The sequence below is a fragment of the Pseudomonas mangrovi genome, assembly GCF_003052585.1.
GTDB classification, from domain to species: Bacteria; Pseudomonadota; Gammaproteobacteria; order Pseudomonadales; family Pseudomonadaceae; genus Aquipseudomonas; species Aquipseudomonas mangrovi.
Window position 1 is genome coordinate 45,065 of record NZ_QASN01000020.1, and the last position, 24,849, is coordinate 69,913.

General features: G+C 59.4%; 26 protein-coding genes and 4 tRNA genes. 23 read left to right on the plus strand and 7 right to left on the minus strand.

The window, feature by feature from the left end; genetic code table 11:
• Positions 1 to 12 precede the first annotated feature (12 nt).
• The 7 genes from DBO85_RS12825 (at position 13) to DBO85_RS12855 (ending at position 5,278) form a co-directional block, all read left to right on the plus strand.
• Positions 13 to 297, plus strand: coding sequence for a topoisomerase II (locus tag DBO85_RS12825; protein WP_108107679.1), 285 nt, complete (start codon positions 13 to 15; stop codon positions 295 to 297).
• A gap of 156 nt (positions 298 to 453) precedes the next feature.
• On the plus strand, positions 454 to 3,078 hold the full coding sequence (gene alaS / locus DBO85_RS12830) for an alanine--tRNA ligase (RefSeq protein ID WP_108107680.1): 2,625 nt from the start codon (positions 454 to 456) through the stop codon (positions 3,076 to 3,078).
• Between the two features lie 101 nt (positions 3,079 to 3,179).
• Complete coding sequence (locus DBO85_RS12835) at positions 3,180 to 4,418, plus strand: aspartate kinase (protein WP_108107681.1); 1,239 nt, start codon at positions 3,180 to 3,182, stop codon at positions 4,416 to 4,418.
• Between the two features lie 186 nt (positions 4,419 to 4,604).
• On the plus strand, positions 4,605 to 4,790 hold the full coding sequence (gene csrA, locus DBO85_RS12840) for a carbon storage regulator CsrA (protein ID WP_003244478.1): 186 nt from the start codon (positions 4,605 to 4,607) through the stop codon (positions 4,788 to 4,790).
• A 62-nt stretch (positions 4,791 to 4,852) separates the two neighbouring features.
• Positions 4,853 to 4,943: transfer RNA gene (locus tag DBO85_RS12845), tRNA-Ser, on the plus strand.
• A gap of 103 nt (positions 4,944 to 5,046) precedes the next feature.
• Positions 5,047 to 5,123, plus strand: a tRNA-Arg gene (locus DBO85_RS12850).
• A gap of 78 nt (positions 5,124 to 5,201) precedes the next feature.
• Positions 5,202 to 5,278 (plus strand) — tRNA-Arg (locus DBO85_RS12855).
• 38 nt (positions 5,279 to 5,316) lie between these two features.
• Here DBO85_RS12855 and DBO85_RS12860 read toward each other — a convergent pair.
• On the minus strand, positions 5,317 to 5,802 hold the full coding sequence (locus DBO85_RS12860; RefSeq protein ID WP_108107682.1) for a DUF4124 domain-containing protein: 486 nt from the start codon (positions 5,800 to 5,802) through the stop codon (positions 5,317 to 5,319).
• Between the two features lie 321 nt (positions 5,803 to 6,123).
• Between DBO85_RS12860 and mgtE the strand changes: the two genes are divergently transcribed.
• The 4 genes from mgtE to DBO85_RS12880 all read left to right on the plus strand — a co-directional run bounded on the left by mgtE (position 6,124) and on the right by DBO85_RS12880 (position 10,979).
• On the plus strand, positions 6,124 to 7,566 hold the full coding sequence (gene mgtE, locus DBO85_RS12865) for a magnesium transporter (protein WP_108107683.1): 1,443 nt from the start codon (positions 6,124 to 6,126) through the stop codon (positions 7,564 to 7,566).
• 211 nt (positions 7,567 to 7,777) lie between these two features.
• Positions 7,778 to 8,029 carry an OadG family protein gene (locus tag DBO85_RS12870; RefSeq protein WP_108107684.1) on the plus strand — a complete coding sequence of 84 codons (252 nt, stop codon included), beginning with the start codon at positions 7,778 to 7,780 and terminating at the stop codon, positions 8,027 to 8,029.
• 23 nt (positions 8,030 to 8,052) lie between these two features.
• Positions 8,053 to 9,831 carry a sodium-extruding oxaloacetate decarboxylase subunit alpha gene (oadA, locus tag DBO85_RS12875; protein WP_108107685.1) on the plus strand — a complete coding sequence of 593 codons (1,779 nt, stop codon included), beginning with the start codon at positions 8,053 to 8,055 and terminating at the stop codon, positions 9,829 to 9,831.
• Between the two features lie 11 nt (positions 9,832 to 9,842).
• Positions 9,843 to 10,979 (plus strand): sodium ion-translocating decarboxylase subunit beta, encoded by a 1,137-nt coding sequence (locus DBO85_RS12880; RefSeq protein ID WP_108107686.1) that lies wholly within the window; start codon positions 9,843 to 9,845, stop codon positions 10,977 to 10,979.
• 104 nt (positions 10,980 to 11,083) lie between these two features.
• On the opposite strand, the gene DBO85_RS12885 is transcribed toward DBO85_RS12880, so the two are convergent.
• Both DBO85_RS12885 and DBO85_RS19730 read right to left on the minus strand, forming a co-directional pair.
• Positions 11,084 to 11,407 carry an Arc family DNA-binding protein gene (locus tag DBO85_RS12885; protein WP_108107687.1) on the minus strand — a complete coding sequence of 108 codons (324 nt, stop codon included), beginning with the start codon at positions 11,405 to 11,407 and terminating at the stop codon, positions 11,084 to 11,086.
• Between the two features lie 242 nt (positions 11,408 to 11,649).
• On the minus strand, positions 11,650 to 11,832 hold the full coding sequence (locus DBO85_RS19730) for a PA3371 family protein (RefSeq protein ID WP_407681471.1): 183 nt from the start codon (positions 11,830 to 11,832) through the stop codon (positions 11,650 to 11,652).
• Between the two features lie 493 nt (positions 11,833 to 12,325).
• On the opposite strand from DBO85_RS19730, the gene DBO85_RS12890 reads away from it, so the two are divergent.
• Positions 12,326 to 12,402 (plus strand) — tRNA-Arg (locus tag DBO85_RS12890).
• A gap of 27 nt (positions 12,403 to 12,429) precedes the next feature.
• Here DBO85_RS12890 and DBO85_RS12895 read toward each other — a convergent pair.
• The 4 genes from DBO85_RS12895 to flgA all read right to left on the minus strand — a co-directional run bounded on the left by DBO85_RS12895 (position 12,430) and on the right by flgA (position 14,976).
• Positions 12,430 to 13,164, minus strand: coding sequence for a flagellar brake protein (locus DBO85_RS12895; RefSeq protein WP_108107688.1), 735 nt, complete (start codon positions 13,162 to 13,164; stop codon positions 12,430 to 12,432).
• 66 nt (positions 13,165 to 13,230) lie between these two features.
• Positions 13,231 to 13,698, minus strand: coding sequence for a flagella synthesis protein FlgN (locus DBO85_RS12900; RefSeq protein WP_108107689.1), 468 nt, complete (start codon positions 13,696 to 13,698; stop codon positions 13,231 to 13,233).
• 49 nt (positions 13,699 to 13,747) lie between these two features.
• The gene (gene flgM / locus DBO85_RS12905; protein ID WP_108107690.1) at positions 13,748 to 14,077 is read right to left on the minus strand and encodes a flagellar biosynthesis anti-sigma factor FlgM; all 330 of its coding nucleotides are present in this window, start codon (positions 14,075 to 14,077) and stop codon (positions 13,748 to 13,750) included.
• A 131-nt stretch (positions 14,078 to 14,208) separates the two neighbouring features.
• The gene (flgA, locus tag DBO85_RS12910) at positions 14,209 to 14,976 is read right to left on the minus strand and encodes a flagellar basal body P-ring formation chaperone FlgA (protein ID WP_108107691.1); all 768 of its coding nucleotides are present in this window, start codon (positions 14,974 to 14,976) and stop codon (positions 14,209 to 14,211) included.
• Between the two features lie 74 nt (positions 14,977 to 15,050).
• Between flgA and DBO85_RS12915 the strand changes: the two genes are divergently transcribed.
• The 11 genes from DBO85_RS12915 (at position 15,051) to flgJ (ending at position 24,845) form a co-directional block, all read left to right on the plus strand.
• Entirely contained in the window at positions 15,051 to 15,983 is a 933-nt protein-coding gene (locus tag DBO85_RS12915; RefSeq protein WP_108107692.1) for a chemotaxis protein CheV, read from the plus strand.
• 43 nt (positions 15,984 to 16,026) lie between these two features.
• Positions 16,027 to 16,854: a protein-glutamate O-methyltransferase CheR gene (gene cheR, locus DBO85_RS12920; protein ID WP_108108316.1), complete on the plus strand. Its 828-nt coding sequence runs from the start codon at positions 16,027 to 16,029 to the stop codon at positions 16,852 to 16,854.
• Between the two features lie 239 nt (positions 16,855 to 17,093).
• Positions 17,094 to 17,504: a flagellar basal body rod protein FlgB gene (gene flgB, locus DBO85_RS12925; RefSeq protein ID WP_108107693.1), complete on the plus strand. Its 411-nt coding sequence runs from the start codon at positions 17,094 to 17,096 to the stop codon at positions 17,502 to 17,504.
• Between the two features lie 14 nt (positions 17,505 to 17,518).
• A complete protein-coding gene (flgC, locus tag DBO85_RS12930) occupies positions 17,519 to 17,962 on the plus strand; it encodes a flagellar basal body rod protein FlgC (protein WP_108107694.1) in 444 nt (147 codons plus the stop codon).
• Positions 17,963 to 17,983: 21 nt separating this feature from the next.
• A complete protein-coding gene (flgD, locus tag DBO85_RS12935) occupies positions 17,984 to 18,655 on the plus strand; it encodes a flagellar hook assembly protein FlgD (RefSeq protein WP_108107695.1) in 672 nt (223 codons plus the stop codon).
• Between the two features lie 41 nt (positions 18,656 to 18,696).
• Complete coding sequence (flgE, locus tag DBO85_RS12940; protein WP_108107696.1) at positions 18,697 to 20,046, plus strand: flagellar hook protein FlgE; 1,350 nt, start codon at positions 18,697 to 18,699, stop codon at positions 20,044 to 20,046.
• Positions 20,047 to 20,229: 183 nt separating this feature from the next.
• Positions 20,230 to 20,973: a flagellar basal body rod protein FlgF gene (locus DBO85_RS12945; protein WP_108107697.1), complete on the plus strand. Its 744-nt coding sequence runs from the start codon at positions 20,230 to 20,232 to the stop codon at positions 20,971 to 20,973.
• 45 nt (positions 20,974 to 21,018) lie between these two features.
• Positions 21,019 to 21,804 carry a flagellar basal-body rod protein FlgG gene (gene flgG, locus DBO85_RS12950; RefSeq protein WP_108107698.1) on the plus strand — a complete coding sequence of 262 codons (786 nt, stop codon included), beginning with the start codon at positions 21,019 to 21,021 and terminating at the stop codon, positions 21,802 to 21,804.
• 38 nt (positions 21,805 to 21,842) lie between these two features.
• Positions 21,843 to 22,559, plus strand: a complete 717-nt coding sequence (gene flgH, locus DBO85_RS12955) for a flagellar basal body L-ring protein FlgH (RefSeq protein WP_407681472.1) — start codon at positions 21,843 to 21,845, stop codon at positions 22,557 to 22,559.
• Between the two features lie 11 nt (positions 22,560 to 22,570).
• Positions 22,571 to 23,674 (plus strand): flagellar basal body P-ring protein FlgI, encoded by a 1,104-nt coding sequence (locus tag DBO85_RS12960; protein WP_177429774.1) that lies wholly within the window; start codon positions 22,571 to 22,573, stop codon positions 23,672 to 23,674.
• 13 nt (positions 23,675 to 23,687) lie between these two features.
• Positions 23,688 to 24,845, plus strand: a complete 1,158-nt coding sequence (flgJ, locus tag DBO85_RS12965; RefSeq protein ID WP_108108320.1) for a flagellar assembly peptidoglycan hydrolase FlgJ — start codon at positions 23,688 to 23,690, stop codon at positions 24,843 to 24,845.
• Positions 24,846 to 24,849 lie beyond the last annotated feature (4 nt).

Below are 24,849 nucleotides of genomic sequence, written 5' to 3' on the forward strand. Positions count from 1 at the left end.
AAGGAAACTGCCATGAGCGACAGTCTGCAACTGATTCTGGAAGACACCGACGGTACCCAGCTGGAAACGTCCTGCACCCGTTTTGCGGTGATGTGGCAGGGGCGCGAGGTCTGGATTCAGCAGGCCGGCAACGGTCAGTTGATGATCGGCGTCGATGTGGATGAGGGCGACACCGAGTACGCCAATCTGGTGCTGCGCCCGCTGGCCACCAATCTGGTCAGCCTGCAGCTGGAAATGGAAGCGGCCGAGGGCGACGACGAACACGTCCATGGCCCCGATTGCGCCCACGACCACTGAGTTTCGCCTATTGCTCCGATTTGCCCGCGCCCAGTTACTGCCGGGCGGTCTGCTCTATATAATGCGCCGCTTTCAGGTCGGCGCAGACTGGCCGCTGCCACGTATGAGCGTGCGTGATCATCGCGCGTCCTGGCCGTCGTTTTCCGAGAGAGATCAATGAAAAGCGCAGAAATCCGTGAAGCCTTCCTCCGCTTCTTCGAAGAGAAGGGTCACACCCGTGTGGCATCCAGCTCGCTGATCCCGGCGAACGACCCGACCCTGCTGTTCACCAATGCCGGCATGAACCAGTTCAAGGACTGCTTCCTCGGCTTGGAGAAACGCGCCTACACCCGTGCGGTGAGCAGCCAGAAATGCGTGCGTGCCGGCGGCAAGCACAACGATCTGGAGAACGTCGGCTACACGGCGCGCCACCACACCTTCTTCGAAATGCTCGGCAACTTCAGTTTCGGCGACTACTTCAAGCGCGACGCCATCACCTACGCCTGGGAGTTCCTGACCAGCGACAAGTGGCTGAACCTGCCCAAGGAGAAGCTGTGGGTCACCGTCTATGCCAGCGATGACGAGGCGTATGACATCTGGACCAAGGAGGTCGGTGTGCCGGCCGAGCGCATGGTTCGTATCGGTGACAACAAGGGTGCGCCCTATGCCTCGGACAACTTCTGGGCGATGGGCGACACCGGACCGTGCGGCCCCTGCACCGAGATTTTCTTCGACCATGGCGAGCACATCTGGGGCGGCCCGCCAGGCTCCCCCGAGGAAGACGGCGACCGCTACATCGAGATCTGGAACAACGTCTTCATGCAGTTCAACCGCACTGCGGATGGCGTGATGCATCCGCTGCCGGCGCCGAGTGTCGACACCGGCATGGGTCTTGAGCGCATCAGTGCGGTGCTGCAACACGTCAACTCGAACTACGAGATCGACCTGTTCCAGAGCCTGCTGAATGCCGCCGCCAAGGCCATTGGTTGTGCCAACGAGGCGCAGGCCTCGCTCAAGGTGGTCGCCGATCACATCCGTTCCTGCAGCTTCCTGATTGCCGATGGCGTGACCCCATCCAACGAAGGCCGTGGCTACGTGCTGCGCCGCATTGTTCGCCGTGCCTGCCGCCACGGCAACAAGCTCGGCGCCAAGGGCGCGTTCTTCCATCAGATCGTCGCCGCGCTGGCGCTGGAGATGGGCGAAGCCTTCCCTGAGTTGCGCCAGCAGCAGGCGCACATCGAGCGCGTGCTGAAGACCGAAGAAGAGCAGTTTGCCAAGACCCTGGAGCAAGGCCTGAGGATTCTCGAGCAGGATCTGGCCGACCTGCAGGGCAGCGTCATCCCCGGTGAGGTGATCTTCAAACTCTACGACACCTACGGTTTTCCGGTAGACCTGACCGGTGACATCGCCCGAGAGCGCGAGCTGACGCTGGACGAGGAGGGCTTTGAGCGCGAGATGCAGGCCCAGCGCGAACGGGCCCGCTCCGCCAGCGCCTTCGGTCTGGACTACAACAGCCTGGTCAAGGTCGAGGGCGAAACCGTTTTCACCGGCTACCAGGGCACCAGCGGCAAAGGCAAGGTGCTCGCCCTGTTCAAGGAGGGCATGAATGTGCCCAGTCTGAACGCGGGCGAGGAGGGCGTGGTGGTGCTCGACCAGACGCCGTTCTACGCCGAATCCGGCGGCCAGATTGGCGATTGCGGCTATCTGAGCGCGCCGGGCCTGCGCATGGATGTGCGTGAAACCAGCAAGGCTGGTGGTGCCTTTCTGCATCACGGCATCCTCGACAGCGGTGAGCTCAAGATTGGCGACAGTGTCGAGGCGATCGTGGATGCCAGCGTGCGCCAGGCGACCGCGCTGAATCACTCGGCGACCCACCTGCTGCACGCCGCGCTGCGCGAGATCCTCGGTGAGCACGTGCAGCAGAAGGGCTCGCTGGTCGACAGCCAGCGCCTGCGCTTCGACTTCAGCCACTTCGAGGCGATCCGTCCGGAGCAGATCAAGGCGCTGGAAGATCGCGTGAACGGCGAAATCCGTCGCAACAGCGCGGTGGAAACCGACGAGACCGACATCGAGACCGCCAAGGCCAAGGGCGCCATGGCGCTGTTCGGCGAAAAATACGGTGATCGCGTGCGTGTGCTAAGCATGGGCGGCGGCTTCTCCGTTGAGCTGTGTGGCGGCACCCATGTGTCACGCACCGGCGACATCGGTCTGTTCAAGATCACCAGCGAAGGCGGCGTCGCTGCTGGGGTGCGGCGTATCGAAGCGGTCACCGGCGAACAGGCACTGGCCTACCTGAATGGCGCCGAGGAGCAGCTCAAGGAGGCCGCACAGCTGGTCAAGGGCAGTCGCGAGAATCTGCTCGACAAGCTGTCCGCGGTGCTCGAGCGCAACCGCCAGCTGGAGAAGGAGCTGGAGCAGCTCAAGGCCAAGGCTGCCAGCGCAGCCGGCAACGATCTGGCCGGTTCGGCCGTCGACATCAAGGGCGTCAAGGTGCTTTCCGCTCGTCTCGACGGCCTGGACGGCAAGGCCCTGCTGGCGATGGTCGATCAGTTGAAGAACAAGCTCGGCAGCGCGGTGATCCTGCTCGGCGGCGTGCAGGATGACAAGGTCGTGCTGGTCGCCGGTGTCACACAGAATCTCACCGCCCGCCTCAAGGCGGGTGATCTGATGAAACAGGCGGCGGCAGCCGTGGGCGGCAAGGGCGGTGGTCGCCCGGACATGGCCCAGGGTGGCGGCAGCGAGGCGGGCAAGCTGGACGAGGCGCTGGCACTGGCTGCGACTTTCGTCGAGCAGGCCGTCTAAGCAACCGAAAACCGGGTCCGCAGTGCGCCCTGCGGACCTTGGCAGTCTGACCCGTTGCGGGTCTAATGGGCGCCCTTCGAGGATTCAGGCGGCTTTTTGACATGGCTTTGATCGTACAGAAGTTTGGCGGCACCTCCGTCGGGACCGTCGAGCGGATTCAGCAGGTGGCCGAGAAGGTCAAGAAATTCCGTGAGAACGGCGATGACATCGTGGTCGTCGTCTCCGCCATGAGTGGCGAAACCAACCGCCTGATCGATCTGGCCAAACAGGTCAGCGACGGCCAGCCGGTGCCGCGTGAGCTTGATGTCATGGTCTCCACTGGCGAGCAGGTGACCATCGCGCTGCTGGCCATGGCGCTGATCCAGCGCGGCGTGCCGGCGATTTCCTATACCGGCAACCAGGTGCGCATTCTGACCGACAACGCGCACACCAAGGCGCGCATCCTGCAGATCGACGATGCGCGCATTCGTGCCGACCTCAAGGCCGGTCGCGTGGTGGTGGTCGCCGGTTTCCAGGGCGTCGACGAGCAGGGCAACATCACCACCCTCGGTCGTGGCGGTTCCGATACCACCGGCGTGGCGCTGGCCGCGGCGTTGAAGGCCGACGAGTGCCAGATCTACACCGATGTCGATGGCGTCTACACCACCGATCCGCGTGTGGTGCCGCGTGCCCGCCGCCTGGAGAAGATCACCTTCGAAGAAATGCTGGAGATGGCCAGCCTGGGCTCCAAGGTGCTGCAGATCCGCTCGGTGGAGTTCGCCGGCAAGTACAACGTCCCGCTGCGCGTGCTGCACAGCTTTCAGGAGGGTCCGGGCACCCTCATTACCCTTGATGAAGAGGAATCCATGGAACAGCCGATCATCTCCGGCATCGCCTTCAATCGCGACGAAGCCAAGTTGACCATCCGTGGTGTGCCGGATACTCCTGGGGTGGCTTTCAAGATCCTCGGGCCGGTAAGTGCCGCGAATATCGAAGTGGACATGATCGTGCAGAACGTCGGCCACGATAACACCACCGATTTCACCTTCACCGTGCACCGCAACGAGTACGCCAACGCCTTGAAGGTGCTGGAAAACACGGCTCGCGAGATCGGTGCTGGCGAAGTCATCGGCAACACCGAGATCGCCAAGGTGTCCATCGTCGGCGTCGGCATGCGCTCCCATGCGGGAGTCGCCAGCCGCATGTTCGAGGCGCTGGCCAAGGAAAGCATCAACATCCAGATGATTTCGACTTCCGAGATCAAGGTGTCGGTGGTGATCGAGGAGAAGTACCTGGAACTGGCTGTACGTGCATTGCACACTGCCTTCGAGCTGGATGCGCCTGATCGACAGGCCGAGTAGTTTTTTCACAAAAGGCGCGGGCTGGCTCGCGCCTTTTGTCTTTCTTGATCATCCTGGCGGAACTTTGTTTCCGTCCAGACAGGTCAATACCCTGGCGGGTGTCCCGCGCTACACTGCTGGTATGGGGTCCGCCATTTTCTTTTGCAGACTGTTGTCCCTGAAACGTAAATCCGTGAGGAGAAAGGAATGCTGATTCTGACTCGCCGGGTCGGAGAGACCCTGATGGTGGGTGATGATGTCACTGTCACCGTGTTGGGCGTGAAAGGTAACCAGGTGCGCATTGGCGTCAACGCGCCCAAGGAGGTTGCAGTGCACCGAGAGGAGATCTACCAGCGTATCCAGAAAGAGAAAGGCGACGAACCAAGCCACTAATTTTTCTCTGATTTTTGGCTTTGCAAGCGGGGTAAAGATGAGTATCATGCGCCCCGTGTTGCGGAGAGGTGGCCGAGTGGCCGAAGGCGCTCCCCTGCTAAGGGAGTACACCTCAAAAGGGTGTCGGGGGTTCGAATCCCCCCTTCTCCGCCATGTTGAGTGTTATATGTGAAGCGTTTTATTTTCCTGATAAGTATCTGATTTTTATCAGATTTCCTTGAAAGGAAGCGAGGTTTCACTATAATGCGCGATCTGTGGACTCATAGCTCAGCTGGATAGAGTACTCGGCTACGAACCGAGCGGTCGGAGGTTCGAATCCTCCTGAGTCCGCCATATTGAATGGCGTTGTTTCAGTCGAATGACGCTGTTGCAGGTAATAACCAGTGGTGACTGGTATAAAAGCGCCAAAACGGACTCATAGCTCAGCTGGATAGAGTACTCGGCTACGAACCGAGCGGTCGGAGGTTCGAATCCTCCTGAGTCCGCCATACCCAAAAGGGCCTGCAGAAATGCAGGCCCTTTTCATTTAGCGTTTGGTTTTCACGCAGCCGTTTTCGTCGAAGGTTACCTGCTGGGACCGCCCACTCTTCGTCTGGTAGTGAAAGCGCGTTGTGCCGTTCTGGCTGCTGGTACGTTCCGGCTTGCCCAGGGCGCTTTCGACATCGGATTGGCTCATGCCTGCTCGGACCTTGCCTTTGATGATGCTCTCGCGTCGAGTACGGCTGTCCAGCTGATTGCCGCAACCGTCGTCTTTCGGTCCGATTCCGCGAGTCTGGAACTCCTTCAGAGGTGTGCGCACGCCTGGCTCTCTAGCCATTTCCTTGCTTGGGCCACTGCCACTGGGTCGAGTGTTGTGAGCTTGGATAATCTGCTCGCCCTGATCCTGGGGGCAGCCGTGCTGTGAGTAGGTGATGCGTCCCTGCGAATCCTCGCAACGCGAGACCGTTGAACCCTGCGCTGGGGTGACGGCGAAAAGAACAGCGCACAAAACCGCGCGCATCATGGTCTGCATGTCAGCGTCCTCCTTGACGGTGATTCACGCGAGTTTAGCTAGGTTCCTTTGTGTTTCCAGGGCGTGTCGTCGAGGTCGCGCGCAGCGTCGCATTCCGGTAATCAGAGCTTGTCTCAATAGAGCGTTGCAAGTGCTTGTTCCTGGCAGGCTTTGACGTGCAAAGCCTGCTGCTGCTGGTTATCATTGCCGGTATCAGCCTCGTTGGGGCGAATGGACCACCACCATGGACTTACCCAGTAGTCAGCCACTATCCGAATCGCCTCATCGCGTAATGATTGAATGAGCCCCTTGGCGCGTCCGCCAGCTGGGGTGGAGCGCGCCATGACTGAAGTAGAAGCCAAGAAGCCACAGGAAAGTCTGCAGGAGCGCCTCGCGCAGGTAGTTGAGCTCCTGCAGCGCCATCGTCTTGTCGAGGACCTGACGCACCGTCAGGAAGGTCACCACCAGGATCGGGTGGAGAACCTGGTCCATCGCCAGAATCTGGTCGAACTGCAGCGCAAACTGGATGAGCTGCACTCCGCTGATATCGCGCACATTCTTGAAGCCCTGCCGCTGGAAGACCGTCTCACTGTCTGGCAATTGGTCAAGGCTGACAGGGATGGCGACATCCTGCTCGAAGTGTCCGATGCGGTCAGGGAAACCCTGCTCGCTGACATGGACGATCACGAGATCCTGGCGGCGGCCCGGGAGATGGATGCCGATGAGTTGGCGGATCTTGCGCAGGAGCTGCCGCGAGATGTCGTCCACGAACTCATGGAATCGCTCGATGCGCAGCAGCGTGAGCGGGTGCGTTCTGCGCTTTCCTATGGAGAGGACCAGGTCGGTGCGCTGATGGACTTCGAAATGGTGACCATCCGCGAGGATGTCAGTCTCGAAGTGGTATTGCGCTATCTACGGCGTCTGAAGGAGCTGCCTGGGCATACCGACAAGCTCTTTGTGGTTGACTATGACGGCGTCTTGGCGGGCGTCCTGCCGGTCAAGCGACTGCTGGTGAATGATCCGGACAAGCAGGTGGCCGAGGTGATGGCCAATGATCCTGTCAGTTTCCACCCGGATGAAGATGCCTACGATGCGGCACAGGCGTTCGAACGCTATGACCTGATTTCCGCGCCGGTGGTGGATCGTAACGGCAAGCTCATCGGTCGCCTGACCATCGATGAGATGGTCGATCTGATTCGCGAGGAAAGTGAGGCTGAAGTCCTCAACATGGCCGGCCTGCGCGAAGAAGAAGACATCTTCGCCTCGGTCTGGAAGTCGGTGCGCAACCGCTGGGCCTGGTTGGCGATCAATCTGGTGACGGCGTTCGTTGCCTCTCGCGTGATCGGGTTGTTCGAGGGCTCGATAGAGAAGCTCGTGGCGTTGGCGGCGCTGATGCCGATCGTTGCCGGCATCGGTGGCAATTCCGGCAATCAGACGATCACCATGATTGTTCGGGCAATGGCACTCGATCAGATGGGTACCGGCAATACCCGTCGCCTGGTACGTAAGGAACTGGGCGTGTCGCTGATCAACGGCTTGGTCTGGGGAGGGGTGATCGGACTTGTCGCCTGGCTGCTGTATGGCAGTTGGTCGCTCGGCGTAGTAATGACGGCGGCCATGACTCTCAATCTGCTGTTGGCTGCGCTGATGGGCGTGCTGATTCCGATGACGTTGGTGCGCCTCGGTCGAGACCCTGCGCTGGGCTCGAGCGTGATGATCACCGCGGTTACCGACAGCGGTGGATTTTTCATTTTCCTCGGTTTGGCCAGTCTCTTTCTTACCTGAATTCTTACGTCCTTTGGGCTTGCCAGGGTTGCTCTGCGTTGCGTTTGGCACGCTGGCGCGGCTTTTTTTCATGGTATTCGAATGGGTTATCGATTTGCATGCGGAGGGCCTGTCAGGCTAATGTTCGCCAGTTTTTCGGTACGCTCCGCTGCACACGGCGGTTCGTTGACAATAAAAAAGTGACCTGAGACTCACTGGCAAAGGAGCCATGATGACCCCCGGCCAACTTCTATCCGAAGGCTTCGAACTCATGCTTTACGGCATGGGCTCTGTCTTTGTCTTCCTGGTTCTGCTGGTGCTTTGCATCCGCGTAATGTCCCGTGTGGTCGAGCTTTTATCCCCCGAGCAGTCGGCGCCGGCTAGGGCGACTGCGCCTGCACCGGTTCGCAGTGACTTGCCGGATGGCGAACTGCTTGCCGCCATCCAGATGGCTATCCATCAGCACCGCGCACGCCGCGATTGAAAGGTTCGACACGGAGTTCTCGCATGAGCAATACCACCAAGGCACTGGGCATCACGGACGTAGTGCTGCGCGACGCGCACCAATCCATTCTGGCCACCCGCGTGCGTCTGGAAGATATGCTTCCCATCGCCCCCAAGCTGGATCGGATCGGATTCTGGTCGGTCGAGTCCTGGGGCGGCGCCACCTTCGATGCGTGCATTCGCTATCTGGGTGAAGACCCCTGGGATCGTATTCGTCAGTTGAAGAAGGCAATGCCCAATACTCGCCAGCAGATGCTGCTGCGTGGTCAGAATCTTCTGGGCTATAGGCACTATGCGGATGATGTGGTGGAGAAATTCGTCGAGCGCGCCGCGGTCAATGGTGTCGACGTGTTCCGCGTCTTCGACGCGATGAATGACCCGCGCAATCTGGAGACGGCCCTCAAGGCCGTGCGCAAACAGGGCAAGCACGCCCAGGGCACCATTTCCTATACCACCAGTCCTGTTCATACACTTGAGATGTGGGTCGATCTGGCCAAGAAGATCGAAGACATGGGCGCTGACTCCATCGCGATCAAGGATATGGCGGGCATCCTCACGCCCTATATTGCGTTCGAGCTGGTGTCGCGCCTCAAGGCGACACTGAGCATTCCAGTGCACATGCAGTGTCATGCTACTGCCGGCCTGTCGACCGCCGCCATTCTCAAGGCAGTGGAGGCGGGTATTGATAACGTCGATACCGCCATTTCCTCGTTGTCGATGACTTACGGACATTCGCCGACCGAGTCGGTAGTGGCGATCTTCAAGGGCACCGAACGCGATACCGGTCTGGATCTGGAGCTGCTGGAAGAAGTGGCTGCCTATTTCCGCGACGTACGCAAGAAGTACGCGAAGTTCGAAGGGAATCTCAAGGGAGTGGATTCGCGCATCCTTGTGGCTCAAGTGCCTGGCGGCATGCTGACCAACATGGAAAGCCAGCTCAAGGAGCAAGGTGCCCAGGACAAGTTCGACCAGGTGCTGGCCGAGATCCCGCGCGTTCGTGAAGACCTAGGGTTCATTCCCCTGGTGACGCCGACTTCCCAGATCGTCGGCACTCAGGCGGTGATCAACGTCCTGACGGGTGAACGCTACAAGTCGATCACCAAGGAAACCGCAGGCGTACTCAAGGGTGAGTACGGTGCTGCACCCGCTCCGTTCAATGCCGAACTGCAGGCGCGCGTGCTGGATGGCGCGGCCCCGGTGACCTGTCGTCCGGCAGATCTGCTTGAGGCGGAGATGGGCAAGCTCACTGCAGAGCTACAAGGTATCGCCACGGAGAAAGGCATCAAACTGGCAAACGACCTGATCGATGACGTGCTGACCTATGCGCTGTTCCCCCAGATCGGTCTCAAGTTCCTCGAGAACCGCGGCAACCCGGCTGCCTTCGAGCCGGCGCCCACCGGCAGGGAGCAGTCGCAGCGCGAGCCCGGCAAGCCAGAGGTGTATACCGTAGAGGTGAGTGGCAAGTCGTATGTGGTTCAGGTGGGCGAAGGCGGCGACATCGAGGGCATCAAGCCTGTTGGCGGTTCGGCGTCCGGCGCTACCGCTGCGGCGGCTGTTGCAGTTGGTGGTGGGGAGCCGCAGGCGGCTCCGTTGGCCGGCAATATCTTCAAGGTTCTCGTTCAGCCAGGTCAGCGCATCGAAGAAGGTGAGCTGGTGATGATCCTTGAGGCGATGAAGATGGAAACCGAGATCCGTGCGTTCAAGGCTGGCACCGTCGGTGCAGTCAACGTCAAGGTCGGTGATGCGGTGGCGGTGGGCGACAGCCTGCTGACCATTGGTTGAGGAGCGACTGAATGGAAAAGCTCCTCAAACTTTGGCAGAGCACAGGCCTGTATCATGTAGAGCCCGGTCAGCTGTTCATGATCGCGGTCTGTATGTTGTTGATTTATCTGGCTATCCGTAAGGGCTTCGAACCACTGCTGCTGATCCCTATCGGCTTTGGCGGTCTGCTGGCCAATATTCCGGTGGCCAACATGGCGGAAGGTGCGGGCTTTCTGCATCTGATCTACGAAGTGGGCCTGCCTACCAGTATCTTTCCGCTGCTGATCTTTCTTGGCGTGGGGGCTATGACCGACTTCGGGCCGATGCTGGCCAATCCCAAGACTCTGTTGCTGGGGGCGGCGGCGCAGTTCGGTATCTTCGGTACCCTGATGGGGGCTCTGGCGATCACCGCGATGGGCATCCCGGGTATGGAGTTCACTCTAAAGGAAGCTGCTTCCATCGCCATCATCGGCGGTGCTGATGGCCCCACCTCGATCTTCGTGACCTCCAAGCTGGCGCCGGATCTGCTTGGTCCAATCGCCGTAGCGGCTTATGCCTATATGGCACTGGTTCCGTTGTTGCAGCCGCCGATCATGCGAGCTCTGACCACCAAGGCAGAGCGCGGCATAGTCATGCAGCAGCTGCGTCCCGTAGGGCAGACCGAAAAAATCATCTTCCCGATAGTGCTATGCGTCCTGATCGGCATGCTGTTGCCTGATGCAGCGCCGCTGATAGGCATGTTCGCGCTTGGCAATCTGCTGCGCGAAAGCGGCGTGGTAGAGCGACTGGCGGATACCTCGCGCAACGCGTTGATCAATATCGTGACCATCTTCCTGGGGCTGACTGTGGGCTCCAAGCTTTCCGCGGACGCGTTCTTGCAGCTTAAGACGCTGGGTATCCTGGCGCTGGGGATGGTTGCCTTCTGTGTCGGTACAGCAGCGGGTGTGCTGATGGCCAAGCTGATGAATGTCTTCAGCAGCAACAAGGTCAACCCGCTCATCGGTTCGGCTGGTGTGTCGGCAGTGCCGATGGCTGCGCGAGTCTCTAACAAGGTCGGGCTGGAGGCCAATCCGCAGAACTTCCTGCTCATGCATGCCATGGGGCCGAACGTGGCCGGGGTCATAGGTTCGGCGGTTGCGGCGGGGGTGCTGCTCAGTTTTGTGGGTTGAAGTTCTGCCCCGTCGATGAAGAAGCTACATCATCGACGGGGAATCAAAACAAGAAAGCCCGGTCGCGTTCTGCGAGCCGGGCTTTCTTGTTTCTGGACTTGGGTTTATTGCGCTTCTGCAAGCTCAGCATCGTGTGCAATTAAAGCCACGAGGGCATTTTGCTGGCGTCTGGTCAACTGGCGAAAGCGTTGAAGAAGCTCTCTCTCGTGTGCGGAGAGGTCCGGGCTATCCATGCGCAGCGAAAGTTCATCACCCAGAGCGCCTTCCTGAATCAGGCTTTGCTCGAGGCGGGCGATGATCTCGGAATTCATACTGCGATGATGGTTTCTGGCGACGTCGGCAATACGCTCGCGCATGCCATCGGGCAGACGAACAACGAACTTGTCAGCCGTTCGGCTGGAGTAGAGTGCCTGTTTCATAGGACGCATATCTTAAACCGGTTGATTCGGGAAGCGAAGCGCACGAGTGCGAAGCGATTCAAGTTGGACAGCGCACAGCTTACGGCGTTCGGTCGTAAAGACAAATTGGCAAGAGTGATGTCAATTTGACGCCAAATATGCGGCGTATTGTGGCCCTAATTTTTCGCCTTTTCCAGTCGAAATTGGCGAAAACTAGATGCGGTGCGCTTTTTGGTGCTGGAACAGGAGTCGTAAGGCCTGTTTGGGTGGGATCAGTCGGGAAGGAGGGGGTCAAACTTTATTCTTCGTCCTACTGCAAGGCTGGCTAGCAGGGATATTCCAGAGACTCCAAGAGCTATCTTGGAGGCGAGCTCAAAAACGCCGCCCGGCGAAAGAACGCACGTCACGCTGCTGGCAACTAGAAGAACGAGGCTGTACCACGCTGCTCTGCTCATCGATGGCTACTCATTCGTGCTTAAAAGATCCAGCGCTGGGTTGCGCCCTGGTGAATTTGACCAGTCTCTCTCGCCGGGGCGCTCAAAAGTCTTAAGTCGTGCTGCTGATATCTTCCTTCGAAGCTGTTTGGCAGGTGAGGTGGGGAGGACTCGCTTTTGTCAGCAGGTTCGATTGCCCCGGCCAGGCCAAGGCTGATGCAGCCCGCAAAAATCGAAGCGCTTATGCCTAGCGTTGCAAGTCTCATCCTGATAATCCTCCCCTGTATAACCGCTGCTCAGTCGTACTTGAGGCGATCTACTGCATCTTGCATGCCAGCAGGATGGATGTGAAAAAATCCTTTTATATCAATTGCTTGGAATTTATCGGGGTGGCGGGCTTGATGCAATATGCAATGTGTTCATGCAGGCGTGTTGCATTTTGCAAGGTGCGCTTTGGTGCTCTAGGGGGGAATGACAAGGCGGCTGGAGATGGATAGTATGCGTGCCCTGCGAGGACTCTGTAGCTCAATTGGATAGAGCATCCCCCTCCTAAGGGGAAGGTTGCCAGTTCGAACCTGGCCAGGGTCGCCAGTTTTTTTGGAGTGCTGGTTGAGTGAGCTAGTCCGTGCGCCGGGCTTCTCTTTGCAACTGGTAGACGAAGCGCTCTATCTGTCGCTGATCCAGGCCGCTTAAGCGATGGAACCGTATTCCTACGTAGGTTATGTCCAGCTTTTCGTCATACTGGATATGACGTGCTTCGATTGCTGTCGTGATCGTCCCGAAGGGAAGGCTCAGCCGGAACAGCTCGTATACCTCCCCACTATGCAGGCGCTCGCTGATGTTTCCTTGGAACCGTAGCCTGCAACCTGTTGCCGATATATCTAACAATTGACCTTTCAGGGAGCTGTTGAGCTTTTTCCCTGCGAGTTCGACCGGTATCAGCTCGCCCTGTTTCAGCGGCACGCGAAACGCATTGCGCCGCTGATGATAAATCATCTCCGCTGGTAGCCAGCTCCAGTAGCAGCGAGCTCCTTCCAGTTCGCTGGCGGTTACTTTCTCCGAGCAGTCCCAGGCCATTCGTACGCCATCGTGAAATGCTTCGATATGGAAGGGTTCTCCGTTGAGGAGGATGCGCTCTCCTTCGGCCGGAATGAGCTCATCAAGAGCGACAAGGTTGCGTTCGCGGTCAATGGCTACGATGTAGCTCTGAAATCGATGCGATCGTTCGGGGAATCGGATGGTAAGGGGGGTGTGCCCCTGCTGGAGCAGCTTGAGGTTGGCAGCGATTTCTATGGGTGTTCGAAGCACCTGTGGAGGCTGGGGGCCTTCGTCCTCTAGAAAAGGGTTGGACACGGTCCTTGAATCTCCAGTCGATCTTGTCGGGGCCTTGCGGTTGCCGCGCGCCTTTGCTCAGGTGCGTCAGGCTTGGCTAAGTGGCTTCTGCTGGGCGATTCTAGCGGTACTGCCTTTGCTGTCATAGAGATCGGGGACATCTGTGCCACGCAAAATCCCCAAGGCACCCGCAAGGCCCGCCTGGTTGGCGCGAATCACGCGACCGTTGCGCTGGTTTTTTCCCTGAAGTTGCTCAAGGATTTGTCCTAGCTGATCGGCTTTTTCCAGCAGAGAAGCGCCGCTTTCAGAGTTTCCGGCCAGGGCGTTCAAGCCTTCGCGGTTCGCAGGTAGGCCCAGCCTGCTTAGTAGAAGGCTGCGCTCGGAGGCGTGCTGAGCAAGGAGGGTAAGGCTTGGCTGCTTTTCTCCGAGGATCTCCTGGAGTTTGGCGATATCGCGCTCACGAAGCGCATCGAATTCGGCGTCAAGCAGCTCAAGTAGCTGCAAGGTGATGCCGATATCGGTTTCAAACAGTGCGGTCAGCGTTTTTTCGTGCATGGCGGGCTCGGGAAATCAGGCGTCCACTTTCCCCAGCGCGACCAGGTGATCAGCGCTGGGCTTCGAATTCGAGAAGCTTGCTTGCTACACGGGCGCTGTCGATCTTGTAGCTGCCCTCAGCAACCGCTTGCTTCAGTCGGGCGACGCGTTCGCTATCGACTGCCGGCATGTCGCGCATCTTGTCTGAGGCGGCTTTCAATTGCTGCGCTTCAGGGCTAAGGCGAACCGAGCTCTCATCAACGTCCGTCTTTTGCGCCGGGGTTTGCTGCGTCGTACCGCTGGCCTTGCTCTGCTCGCCAGCAGGGGCCTGCGGCCCGCTCGTGCGGCCGTTTCCAGCGGTGGATGCGGAGCCGTTGAGGCGGTTAAAGTCGATGACCATGGTGGGTAAAACCTCTGACAGTTGTGGACGCTTGCCAGGCTTATCGGCTTCTGTGGGACAAACTTTAATCGTGTTTTGTTGCGTCTGGTCACGGTTTGCAACCTTAACTCAAGGCGCTTCATTCGTCATTCCTACATCTGCACCTCTACCGCGCCGGGTCCGATAACTCTGCCTCGAACGATTCTCTGGGAGCGCGTATTTCGTACCCTTATCTGTTCGCCCGCGCCGCCGTCACTCAGTGCCTCGCCGGGCATTTTGACGGAGATGCCTCCGCTGCGCGCGCTGATGACTACTTGATCGCCCTTGCGGATGACCTCGGCCATGACCATGTGCGTAGTAGCAAGGACCTGATCGGTCTGCACGCTGCGGGTGAGCTTTTTGCCGGCTACCTGTGACAGGTTGGTCATATAGCCCTGGGTGAGCTGTCCGACATCCCGCTCAGCGAGAATCACATCACCTGGCTGGATAGGTGCATTTCTACTCAGTGGACGAGTCGCCACAAGTACCTGTCGGTAGAGGCGGACCTGTGCGGGTACGAAGACGGTCCAAGGCGAGCTGCCCTCGCAGCGCACTCGACAGGTTACTCGACCAACTGGCTGAGCCGGGCTCTCGAGCGATACGTTCAGTGGTGTATCGCAGCCAGCCAAGCGTAAGCGTGGATCAAGAGAATTGACTTGAATCTCGTGACGTCCGTGGATTTCGCTACGCTGCAAGTATTCAGTCACGCTCTGCTCAAGAAAGTGTTCAGTGGCGCCGATAAGGTCGGAGGGCAGGGTGGCGGCAAATGCGCTGCTCAAGCAGACTTCCAGTGCGCATAACAGTGGCAGATACTGCAGGCGAACAGGCTTCCTTTTCGGGAACGAGGGGAGAAGCCAGGAAAATGTCGTTTTGAGGTTCATGCAGACCTCAAAGCAAATGCTGTGCCGTCTGCGGGGCGTAGAGGGCTGGCTGCTCTTCAGCGAGGAGGAAACATATGGCTGGCTTGATGGATTCGGTCAACCAGAGAACGCAACTGGTCGGGCAGAACAGGCTTGAGCTGCTGCTATTTCGCCTGGAAGGTCCGCAGCTCTACGGCATCAACGTGTTCAAGGTCAAAGAAGTCCTGCAGTGTCCAAAGCTGACGATCATGCCCAAGGCCAGTCGTGTTGTTCGGGGCGTTGCCAATATTCGTGGCGGAACTATCCCCATTCTGGATCTCTCTCTGGCGACCGGGCGTGCCGCGCTAAGCGACCTGCAGAACAGCTTCGTCATCATCACCGAATACAACACCAAGATTCAGGGATTCCTGGTCCGCTCAGTCGAACGCATTGTCAACATGAACTGGGAGGGCATTCATCCGCCTCCCAAGGGTACCGGTCGTGATCATTACCTGACGGCAGTGACTCGTCTGGATGAACAGCTGGTTGAAATCATCGATGTGGAAAAGATCCTGGCCGAGGTGGCGCCAACCTCGGAGGTCATCTCTGCCGGTGTAATCGATGAGCAGACCCAGAGCAAGGCGGTTTCGCTCAGGGTGTTGATCTGTGATGACTCCTCGGTCGCTCGCAAGCAGGTCATTCGTTGCCTGCAGGCCGTGGGCGTTGAGGTTATTGCGCTCAATGATGGCAGGCAGACACTCGATTATCTGAAGGCGATGGTGGCGGAGGGGCGGCGTCCGGAAGACGAGCTGCTGATGCTGATTTCGGATATTGAGATGCCGGAAATGGACGGCTACACGCTGACGGCGGAAATTCGTTCGGATCCACGTCTGCAGAAATTGCATATCCTTCTGCATACGTCTCTTTCCGGCGTCTTCAACAACGCAATGATCAAGAAAGTCGGGGCTGACGATTTCCTGGCCAAGTTTCGTCCGGATGACCTAGCCGCTCGTGTAGTGGAGCGGGTCAAGGCGATGGATGTGAGCTGAGGAGTCGCTCTTGTCATTTCTCTCAACAGGCGAGGCCGCGCGAGTGTCTTCAGGTAACGTGGATTTTGAGCAGTTCCGGATTTTTCTGGAAAAGGCCTGTGGCATCTTGCTGGGGAGCAACAAGCAGTACCTGGTTTCCAGTCGCTTGAGCAAGTTGATGGAGCAGAACGGCATCAAGACGCTGGGCGAGCTTGTCCAGCGCATGCAGTCCCAGCCTCGCAGTGGCCTGCGTGAACAGGTGGTCGATGCCATGACGACCAACGAAACGCTCTGGTTTCGCGATGCCTATCCTTTTGAAGTGCTCAAGAATCGAGTGCTTCCGGAACTGATTAAGGCCTATCCGGCGCAGCGCCTGAGAATCTGGTCGGCCGCATGTTCGTCCGGGCAGGAGCCCTACTCGCTATCGATGACGATTGATGAGTTCGAGCGCAGCAACCTGGGCCAGCTGAAGGCGGGCGTACAGATAGTTGCGACCGATCTTTCGCCTTCGATGCTGAGCAATTGCAAATCTGGAGAATATGACAGTCTGGCTATGGGTAGGGGACTGTCACAGGAGCGTCTGCAGCGGTTCTTTGACGCGAAGGGAGGAGGCCGGTTTGCGGTCAAGCTGCCGATTCGCAGTCGCGTAGAGTTCCGTCCCCTCAATCTGCTCGACAGCTACGCCAGTCTGGGCAAGTTCGATATTGTTTTCTGCCGCAACGTACTCATCTACTTCTCTGCCGAGGTCAAGCGGGAGATCCTTTTGCGCATTCATGCGACTCTGAAACCGGGGGGCTATCTGTTCCTGGGGGCCTCAGAGGCCTTGAATGGGTTGCCGGATCACTATCAGATGGTTCAGTGCAGCCCTGGCATCATTTACAAAGCCAAATAAGCGCCTGAATTCTGACGGGGGGCCGGACGGCCTCCCGTTCTGTTGTCAATCTTCTTCTCCTCCGCATGTTCCTTCATACGAATCCTTGCCACCCGGCGCAGCCGCTGGCGGTAAGGTTTTGCCGCTTCTCCCGCTCCATCCTGTGAAAGCCCCCAGATTTACGGCCTCAGTTCTTTGGCACGCCCCTTGCTATCCGGCTTGTAAGTCAAGCGATGCGCCATCGGCGAAGGTTTGGGGATATGACTATCAATTTCGACAAGGCCTTGGGCATTCACGAGAAGGCTCTGAATTTCCGTGCTCAGCGCGCCGAGGTGCTGGCGAACAATATCGCCAATGCCGATACGCCGAACTTCAAGGCGCGCGATCTCGATTTCGCTTCGGTACTGGCTGCGCAAGGCAACAAGGGCGGTGCAAGCACGCCGGTCGCGTTGGCGCGTACCGACAGCCTGCATATCAGTGCCGAGGGCCTTTCCCTGGCTGATCCCGGCCTGCTGTATCGCACGCCCAGCCATCCCTCGATAGATCAGAACACCGTCGACATGCAGGTTGAGCAGGCCAAGTACGCGGAGAACGCGGTGAACTTCCAGGCCAGCTTTACCTTCCTCAACAGCAAATTCAAAGGCCTTGTCAGCGCTTTGCGCGGCGAGTGATCGGGAGAACCGTCATGTCCCTTGCCAACGTTTTCAATATTGCCGGTACTGGCATGAGCGCCCAGAGCACTCGACTCAATACCATCTCCAGCAACATCGCCAATGCCGAGACAGTGTCTTCGAGCATCGATCAGACCTACCGCGCGCGGCACCCGGTGTTCGCAACGGTGTTTCAGCAGTCAGTCCAGGGCGATCGTGGCTCGCTGTTTGCCGATCAGGATCGTGCCGGCGCAGGTGTCGAGGTGCTTGGCATCATCGAGAGCCAAAGCGAGCTGACGCCGCGCTACGAGCCGGATCACCCCGCGGCCAACGCCGACGGATACGTCTTCTACCCCAACGTCAACGTGGTTGAGGAGATGGCTGACATGATCTCCGCCAGCCGCGCCTTTCAGACCAACGTCGAGATGATGAACACCGCCAAGCAGATGCTGCAGCGTGTGCTCACGCTCGGTCAGTAAGCCGTTACGAAGGAGTAGGGCATGAGTAGCGTTGATGGCGTCGGTTCCGCGCTGGATCAATATCAGATCAAGCAGGAGAACACCCAGAACAAGGACCTCGGCAAAAACGAGTTTCTTAACCTGCTGGTCGCGCAGTTGAACAACCAGAACCCTCTGGAGCCGCAGGGCAATGGTGAGTTCATTGCGCAGCTGGCGCAGTTCAGCACGGTCGAGGGGGTGGAAAAGCTCAACACCAGCATGGAGTCGCTGCTGTCCGGCTACCAGTCTTCGCAAGCGCTGCAAGCTTCGTCGCTGGTGGGCCGCAAGGTGATCGTTCCGAGTGAGAAAGCGGTGGTCGATACCAGTGAGACCTTCAAGGCTAGTGCGGTGCTGCCGGTCAGTAGCAGCAACGTCTACGTGAATGTGTATGACAGCTCAGGGGCCAGTGTTAACCGGATCAACCTCGGCCAACAGAGTGCTGGAAGCGTCAGCTTCATGTGGGACGGAAAGGATGCGAGCGGCAACCTCATGCCGCCGGGAACCTATCGCTTCGAGGCGCAGGCGACCTACGAGGGTGAAACCAAGGGGCTCTACACACTTCTGCCGGCCAACGTCGATAGCGTGACGCTGGGTCAGAACGGTAGCGGCCTCATGCTCAATCTTGCAGGTCTGGGCAGCGTACCGCTTTCCCAGGTTCAGATGATCGGTCAATAACCAGATTCGCATTGCCGTTTGTAGCGGCAGAGGAGTAGTCCATGTCTTTCAATATCGGTCTTAGCGGTCTGCGTGCGGCAACCAGTGATTTGAACATCACCGGCAACAACATCGCCAACGCCGGCACCGCCGGCTTCAAGCAGTCGCGCGCCGAGTTCGCCGACGTCTATGCAGCGTCGGTTCTGGGCACCGGGTCCAATCCCCAGGGCAGTGGTGTGCTGCTGGCGGGAGTGTCCCAGCTATTCAATCAGGGCAACATCAACTACACCCAGAACGCGCTGGACCTGGCCATCAACGGCAATGGTTTCTTCGTTACCAGCAACAATGGCGAGGTCAGCTATACCCGTGCCGGCTACTTCGGTACCGACCGCGAAGGCAACATGGTCAACAACTTCGGTTATCGTCTGCAGGGCTATGCGGTCGATGCGAACGGCAACCTGCAGAACGGTGTCGTCAGTGATATCCGTATCCAGACCGCCAGCCAGGCGCCGCGGGCAACCTCGACCATGAGTCAGGTGTTCAACCTGAACTCTACCAATCTGGTTCCCACGACGACGCCTTTCGATCCGGCCGATCCGACCACCTACAATTCCTCGACCTCGACCAATATCTATGACACCCAGGGCAACTCCCATGTCTTGACGCAGTACTTCGTCAAGACCGGACCAAACTCCTGGGACATGAATGTACTGATCGACGGCCGCAACCCCGCCACCCCTGAGTCGGTGCTGGTTGCGCCGGGGCCGCCCCCGGTCTACGACAACACCGCCGGCACGACGCCGTTCACGGCAGCGCTGACCTTCAGCGAAGCGGGGCAACTGATCTCCAGTACGTCCACGGATTTCACCGTCAATCCTGATGGAACCATTGCTTTGACCAACTGGAATCCGGCTGCACCGGATAGCTCGGTTCCTCCGGTCTGGGGTGACAACGGTGCCGACGCAAGTCCGGAAAACCTCACCATCGACCTGCGTCGTTCGACCCAGTTTGCCAGTGCCTTTGCCGTGAGCAGTGTCAGCCAGAACGGCTACACGACAGGTCAGCTGTCGGGTCTCGAGATCGATGACACCGGCGTGATCTTCGCGCGCTATACCAATGGTCAGTCGCTGATTCAGGGCCAGGTGATCCTGGCCAACTTCGCCAACGTGCAGGGGCTGACTCCGGTCGGCAAGACAGCCTGGGTGCAGTCGTTCCAGTCTGGCGAGCCCGTTATCGGCACCCCTCGTACGGGCACCCTTGGGGCTCTGCAGGCCGGCGCTCTGGAGGACTCCAACGTCGAGCTGTCTGATCAGTTGGTCAATCTGATCGTCGCTCAGCGCAACTATCAGGCCAACGCCAAGACCATCGAAACCGAGAGCGCCATCACTCAGACCATCATCAATCTGCGTTGATTTCGCCGCTCGATGGAGTGGCGCGCCGGCAATCCGTCGCCGCCTCTTGAAAAGCCCCTCTTTCGAGGGGCTTTTTCATTTATATCAATGGCTTGAGGTGATTTTTTGACAGTGGCACGGGTTTTGCTGAGTTGGTGTTGACTAACTGCTGGGCGTCAATCGCCCAACTTCGGAGTGACCGCTATGGACAAACTGCTCTACGTCTCCATGACCGGAGCCAGCCAGAACACCCTGGCCCAGCGCGCCCATGCCAACAATCTGGCGAATATTTCCACCAGCGGTTTTCGCCGCGATTTCGAGCAGGCCCGCTCCATGCCGGTATTTGGCGAGACGCTGCCGGCACGGGTCTTCGCCCTGAGCGAACGGCCCGGCACAGATTTCCGCCCGGGAACCCTACAGGAAACCGGGCGTGACCTGGATCTTGCCGTCGGTGGCCAGGGCTGGATCGCGGTCCAGGCAGCCGATGGCAGTGAGGCGTATGTACGCACCGCCAGCCTCAACGTCGATGCGCTCGGCATCCTGCGCACCGGCAATGGTCTGCCGGTAATGGGCAATGCCGGGCCGATCGCCGTGCCGCCGGAGCAGAAGATCGAGATCGGTCAGGACGGCACCATCAGTATCCGCGCGCTGGGCGAGGCTCCCAACGTGCTCGCCGAGGTTGACCGTATCAAGCTGGTCAATCCGGACCAGAAGCTGCTGGAAAAGGGGCCTGACGGTTTGGTCCGCCAGCGCGACGGCATCCCGTTGGAGCCTGATGCCAATGTGCGAGTGACGTCCGGCTTCCTTGAGTCGAGCAACGTGAATGCCGTCGAGGAAATGACCGCGATGCTGTCGCTGTCCCGTCAGTTCGAGCTGCAAGTAAAGATGATGCGTACCGCCGAAGAGAATTCGGCAGCCGTGGCGCGTGTCTTGCAAATGAGCTCATAACCAACACATTCGGCGTCGTGAAACCGGCGCGAGAGGAGAGCCAAGATGCTTCCATCACTCTGGGTCAGCAAGACCGGTCTGGCCGCTCAGGACATGAACCTGACGACCATCTCCAACAACCTGGCCAACGTCTCCACCACCGGCTTCAAGCGCGATCGTGCCGAGTTCGAGGATTTGCTGTATCAGATCCGTCGTCAACCGGGTGGTCAGTCGAGCCAGGACAGTCAACTGCCCTCCGGCCTGCAGTTGGGCACCGGTGTGCGGGTGGTCGGCACCCAGAAGATCTTTACCGCCGGCAGCCTGCAGACCACCGAACAGCCGCTGGACATGGCCATCAATGGTCGTGGCTTCTTTCAGGTGCTGTTGCCTGACGGCACCGTGTCCTACAGCCGCGATGGCAGCTTTCACCTCAACTCCGACGGCCAGGTGGTGACCTCCCAGGGCTTCGCACTGGAACCGGCCATCGTGCTGCCGAACGAGGTGAAGACCTTCACCGTGGGCGAGGACGGTACCGTTTCGGTTACCACCACCGGCAACCCGCAGCCGCAGATTCTTGGCAACCTGCAGATCGCCGACTTCATCAACCCGGCGGGACTGGAAGCGATCGGCAACAACCTGTTCCTGGAGACCGCTTCCAGCGGCGCCCCCCAGGTCGGTACGCCTGGCCTCAATGGCCTAGGCACGACCCTGCAGAACACCCTGGAAAATTCCAACGTCAGCGTGGTTGAAGAGCTGGTGAACATGATCACCACCCAGCGCGCCTACGAGATGAACTCCAAGGTGATCTCCACCGCCGACCAGATGCTGTCCTTCATTACCCAGCAACTCTAATCAGGTCAGGACGGCCGCCGTAGTTTGAGGTAGAGATCATGCGCTCGAAGATCATCCTGTCACTGCTTACCAGTCTGTCGCTGGTCGGATGCGTGGCGCCGGCGCCCAAGCCGAACGACCCGTACTACTCGCCGGTGCTGCCGCGCACCCCGCTGCCGACCGCGCAGAACAACGGTTCGATCTATCAGGCGGGCTTCGAGACCAATCTCTATGACGATCGCAAGGCGTATCGTGTTGGCGACATCATCACGGTGACCCTGAACGAGCGGACCCAGGCGAGCAAGAATGCCAACTCGCAGGTGCAGAAGAACAGCAACACCGAAATCGGTGTGCCGACCATCCTCGGCATGACGGTGGCACCGCAGAACCCCCTCAGCGGTATCAGCGCGTTGGGCATGGGCGCAGAGAATCTCGGCCTGAACTCCAGCCTCGAGGCCAATCGACAGAGCCAGGGCGCGGCCCAGGCAGGGCAGAGCAACAGCCTCAGTGGCTCGATCACGGTGACGGTTGCCGAAGTGCTGCCCAACGGCATCCTGGCCGTTCGCGGCGAGAAGTGGATGACGCTCAATACCGGTGACGAGCTGGTGCGTATTGCCGGTCTGATCCGCGCCGACGATATCGCCACCGACAACACCGTGCCCTCGACCCGCATCGCCGATGCACGCATTACCTACTCCGGTACCGGCTCCTTTGCCGATGCCAGTCAGCCTGGCTGGCTGGATCGCTTCTTCGTCAGCCCGCTGTGGCCGTTCTGAGGCAGATGAACATGAGCATTCGAAAATCCATTCTGCTGCTGGGCGCGCTGTTGCTGAGCGCGGCTGCACAGGCCGAGCGACTCAAGGACCTGGCCAGCATCCAGGGCGTGCGTAGCAACCAGCTGATCGGCTACGGTCTGGTGGTAGGCCTGAACGGGACGGGCGACCAGACTACCCAGACGCCGTTTACCGTGCAGACCTTCAACAACATGATGGCGCAGTTCGGCATCAAGGTCCCGCAGGGGGGCAACGTGCAGCTGAAAAACGTTGCAGCTGTGTCGATCCATGCCGACCTGCCCGCCTTCGCCAAGCCCGGCCAGACCATCGACGTGACCATCTCCTCGATCGGCAACGCCAAGAGCCTGCGCGGTGGCAGCCTGCTGATGAGTCCGCTCAAGGGTATCGATGGCAACGTCTACGCCATCGCCCAGGGCAACCTGGTGGTCGGCGGTTTCGATGCCGGGGGTGCGGACGGTTCTCGCATCACCGTCAACGTACCTTCTGCCGGGCGGATCCCCAATGGTGCGACGGTCGAGCGGCCGGTGCCGAGTGGTTTCGAGCAGGGCAACTACCTCACCCTGAATCTCAATCGGCCGGACTTCACTACCGCCAAGAACATCGTCGACAAGCTCAACGAGCTGCTTGGCCCTGGCGTTGCCCAGGCGCTCGATGGCGGCTCGGTACGGGTCGCGGCACCTGCCGATGCCGGACAGCGCGTGGACTATCTGTCGATCATCGAGAACCTCGAAGTGGACGCCGGCCAGGCGGTCGCCAAGATCATCATCAACTCGCGTACCGGGACCATCGTTATCGGCCAGAACGTGCGGGTTCAGCCGGCTGCGGTGACCCACGGCAGCCTGACGGTGACCATCACCGAAGACCCTATCGTCAGTCAGCCGGAACCGTTCTCCCAGGGGCAGACCGCAGTGGTGCCGCGCTCGCGCGTCAACGCCGAGGAGGAGGCCAAGCCGATGTTCAAGTTCGCGCCCGGTACAACGCTGGACGAGATCGTGCGCGCGGTGAATCAGGTCGGTGCATCGCCTTCGGATCTGATGGCAATACTCGAAGCGCTGAAGCAGGCCGGTGCGCTTCAGGCCGACCTGATCGTCATCTGAGGACTCAGCCATGATCGATTCCCGATTGTCCGCAGGGCTTGGCCATCAGGCCGACAGCGGCGCCTTCACCGATCTGAACCGGTTGAACCAGTTCAAGGTCGGCGCGGATCGCGACAGCGAGGGCAATATCCGTAAGGTCGCGCAGGAATTCGAGTCGTTGTTTCTCAACCAGATGATGCAGGCCATGCGTAAGGCCAACGAGGTGTTCGCCGAAGGCAATTTCCTCAACAGCAACGAGAGCAAGACCTACCAGGACATGCACGACCAGCAGCTGTCGCTGACCCTGTCGAAGAATCAGGGCATCGGCCTGGCCGATGTGCTCAGCCGGCAGCTGTCCAAGACCAACCAGCCGCGCGCCCGCAGCAACCCGTTCGCCCAGATCGAAGCGCCGGTTGCTCAAGTGGCTTCCGCCGTTGCACCGATCGATGGCTTCAAGCGTGACGATGCGCAGCTAATCAATCAGCGCCGCCTGTCACTGCCGGCGCGACTGAGCGACAGGCTTTCGGCGGGCATTCTGCCCTCGGGCAACGAAGGCACGCCACTGTCCGGACAGGATTGGGTGCCGGCACAGGCCTACGCCGCTCCCGCGGACAAGCAGCTGAGCACCGGCGACGAGACGAGCAGCCGCAGCGAACGACTGGCGGGCAGCAAGAGCAACGGTCGCAAGGCCTTCACCTCGCCGAGCGAGTTCGTTGCCACCATGCTGCCGATGGCCGAGTCTGCTGCCAAGAAGATCGGCGTCGATCCGCACTATCTGGTCGCCCAGGCGGCGCTGGAGACCGGCTGGGGCAAGTCAATCATCCGTCAGCACGATGGTTCGAGCAGCCACAACCTGTTCGGCATCAAGTCCCATGGCAGCTGGCAGGGTGAGTCCGCCAAGGTGCTGACCACCGAGTACCGGCAGGGTCAGGCAGTCAAGGAAGCCGCCTCGTTTCGCTCCTATGACTCCTATCAGCAGAGCTTCGAGGATTTCGTCAGCTTCCTGCAGAGCAACGGGCGCTATGAAAAGGCCTTGAGTTCGACGGCCGATGCCGATCAGTTCGCCCGCGAGCTGCAGAAGGCCGGCTACGCTACCGACCCCAATTACGCGCGCAAGATCAGCCAGATCGCCCGCAAGCTGCAGACCTACCAGATGGTTGCCGCCGCCGATGGCGGCGTGACCCGGACCTGAGACT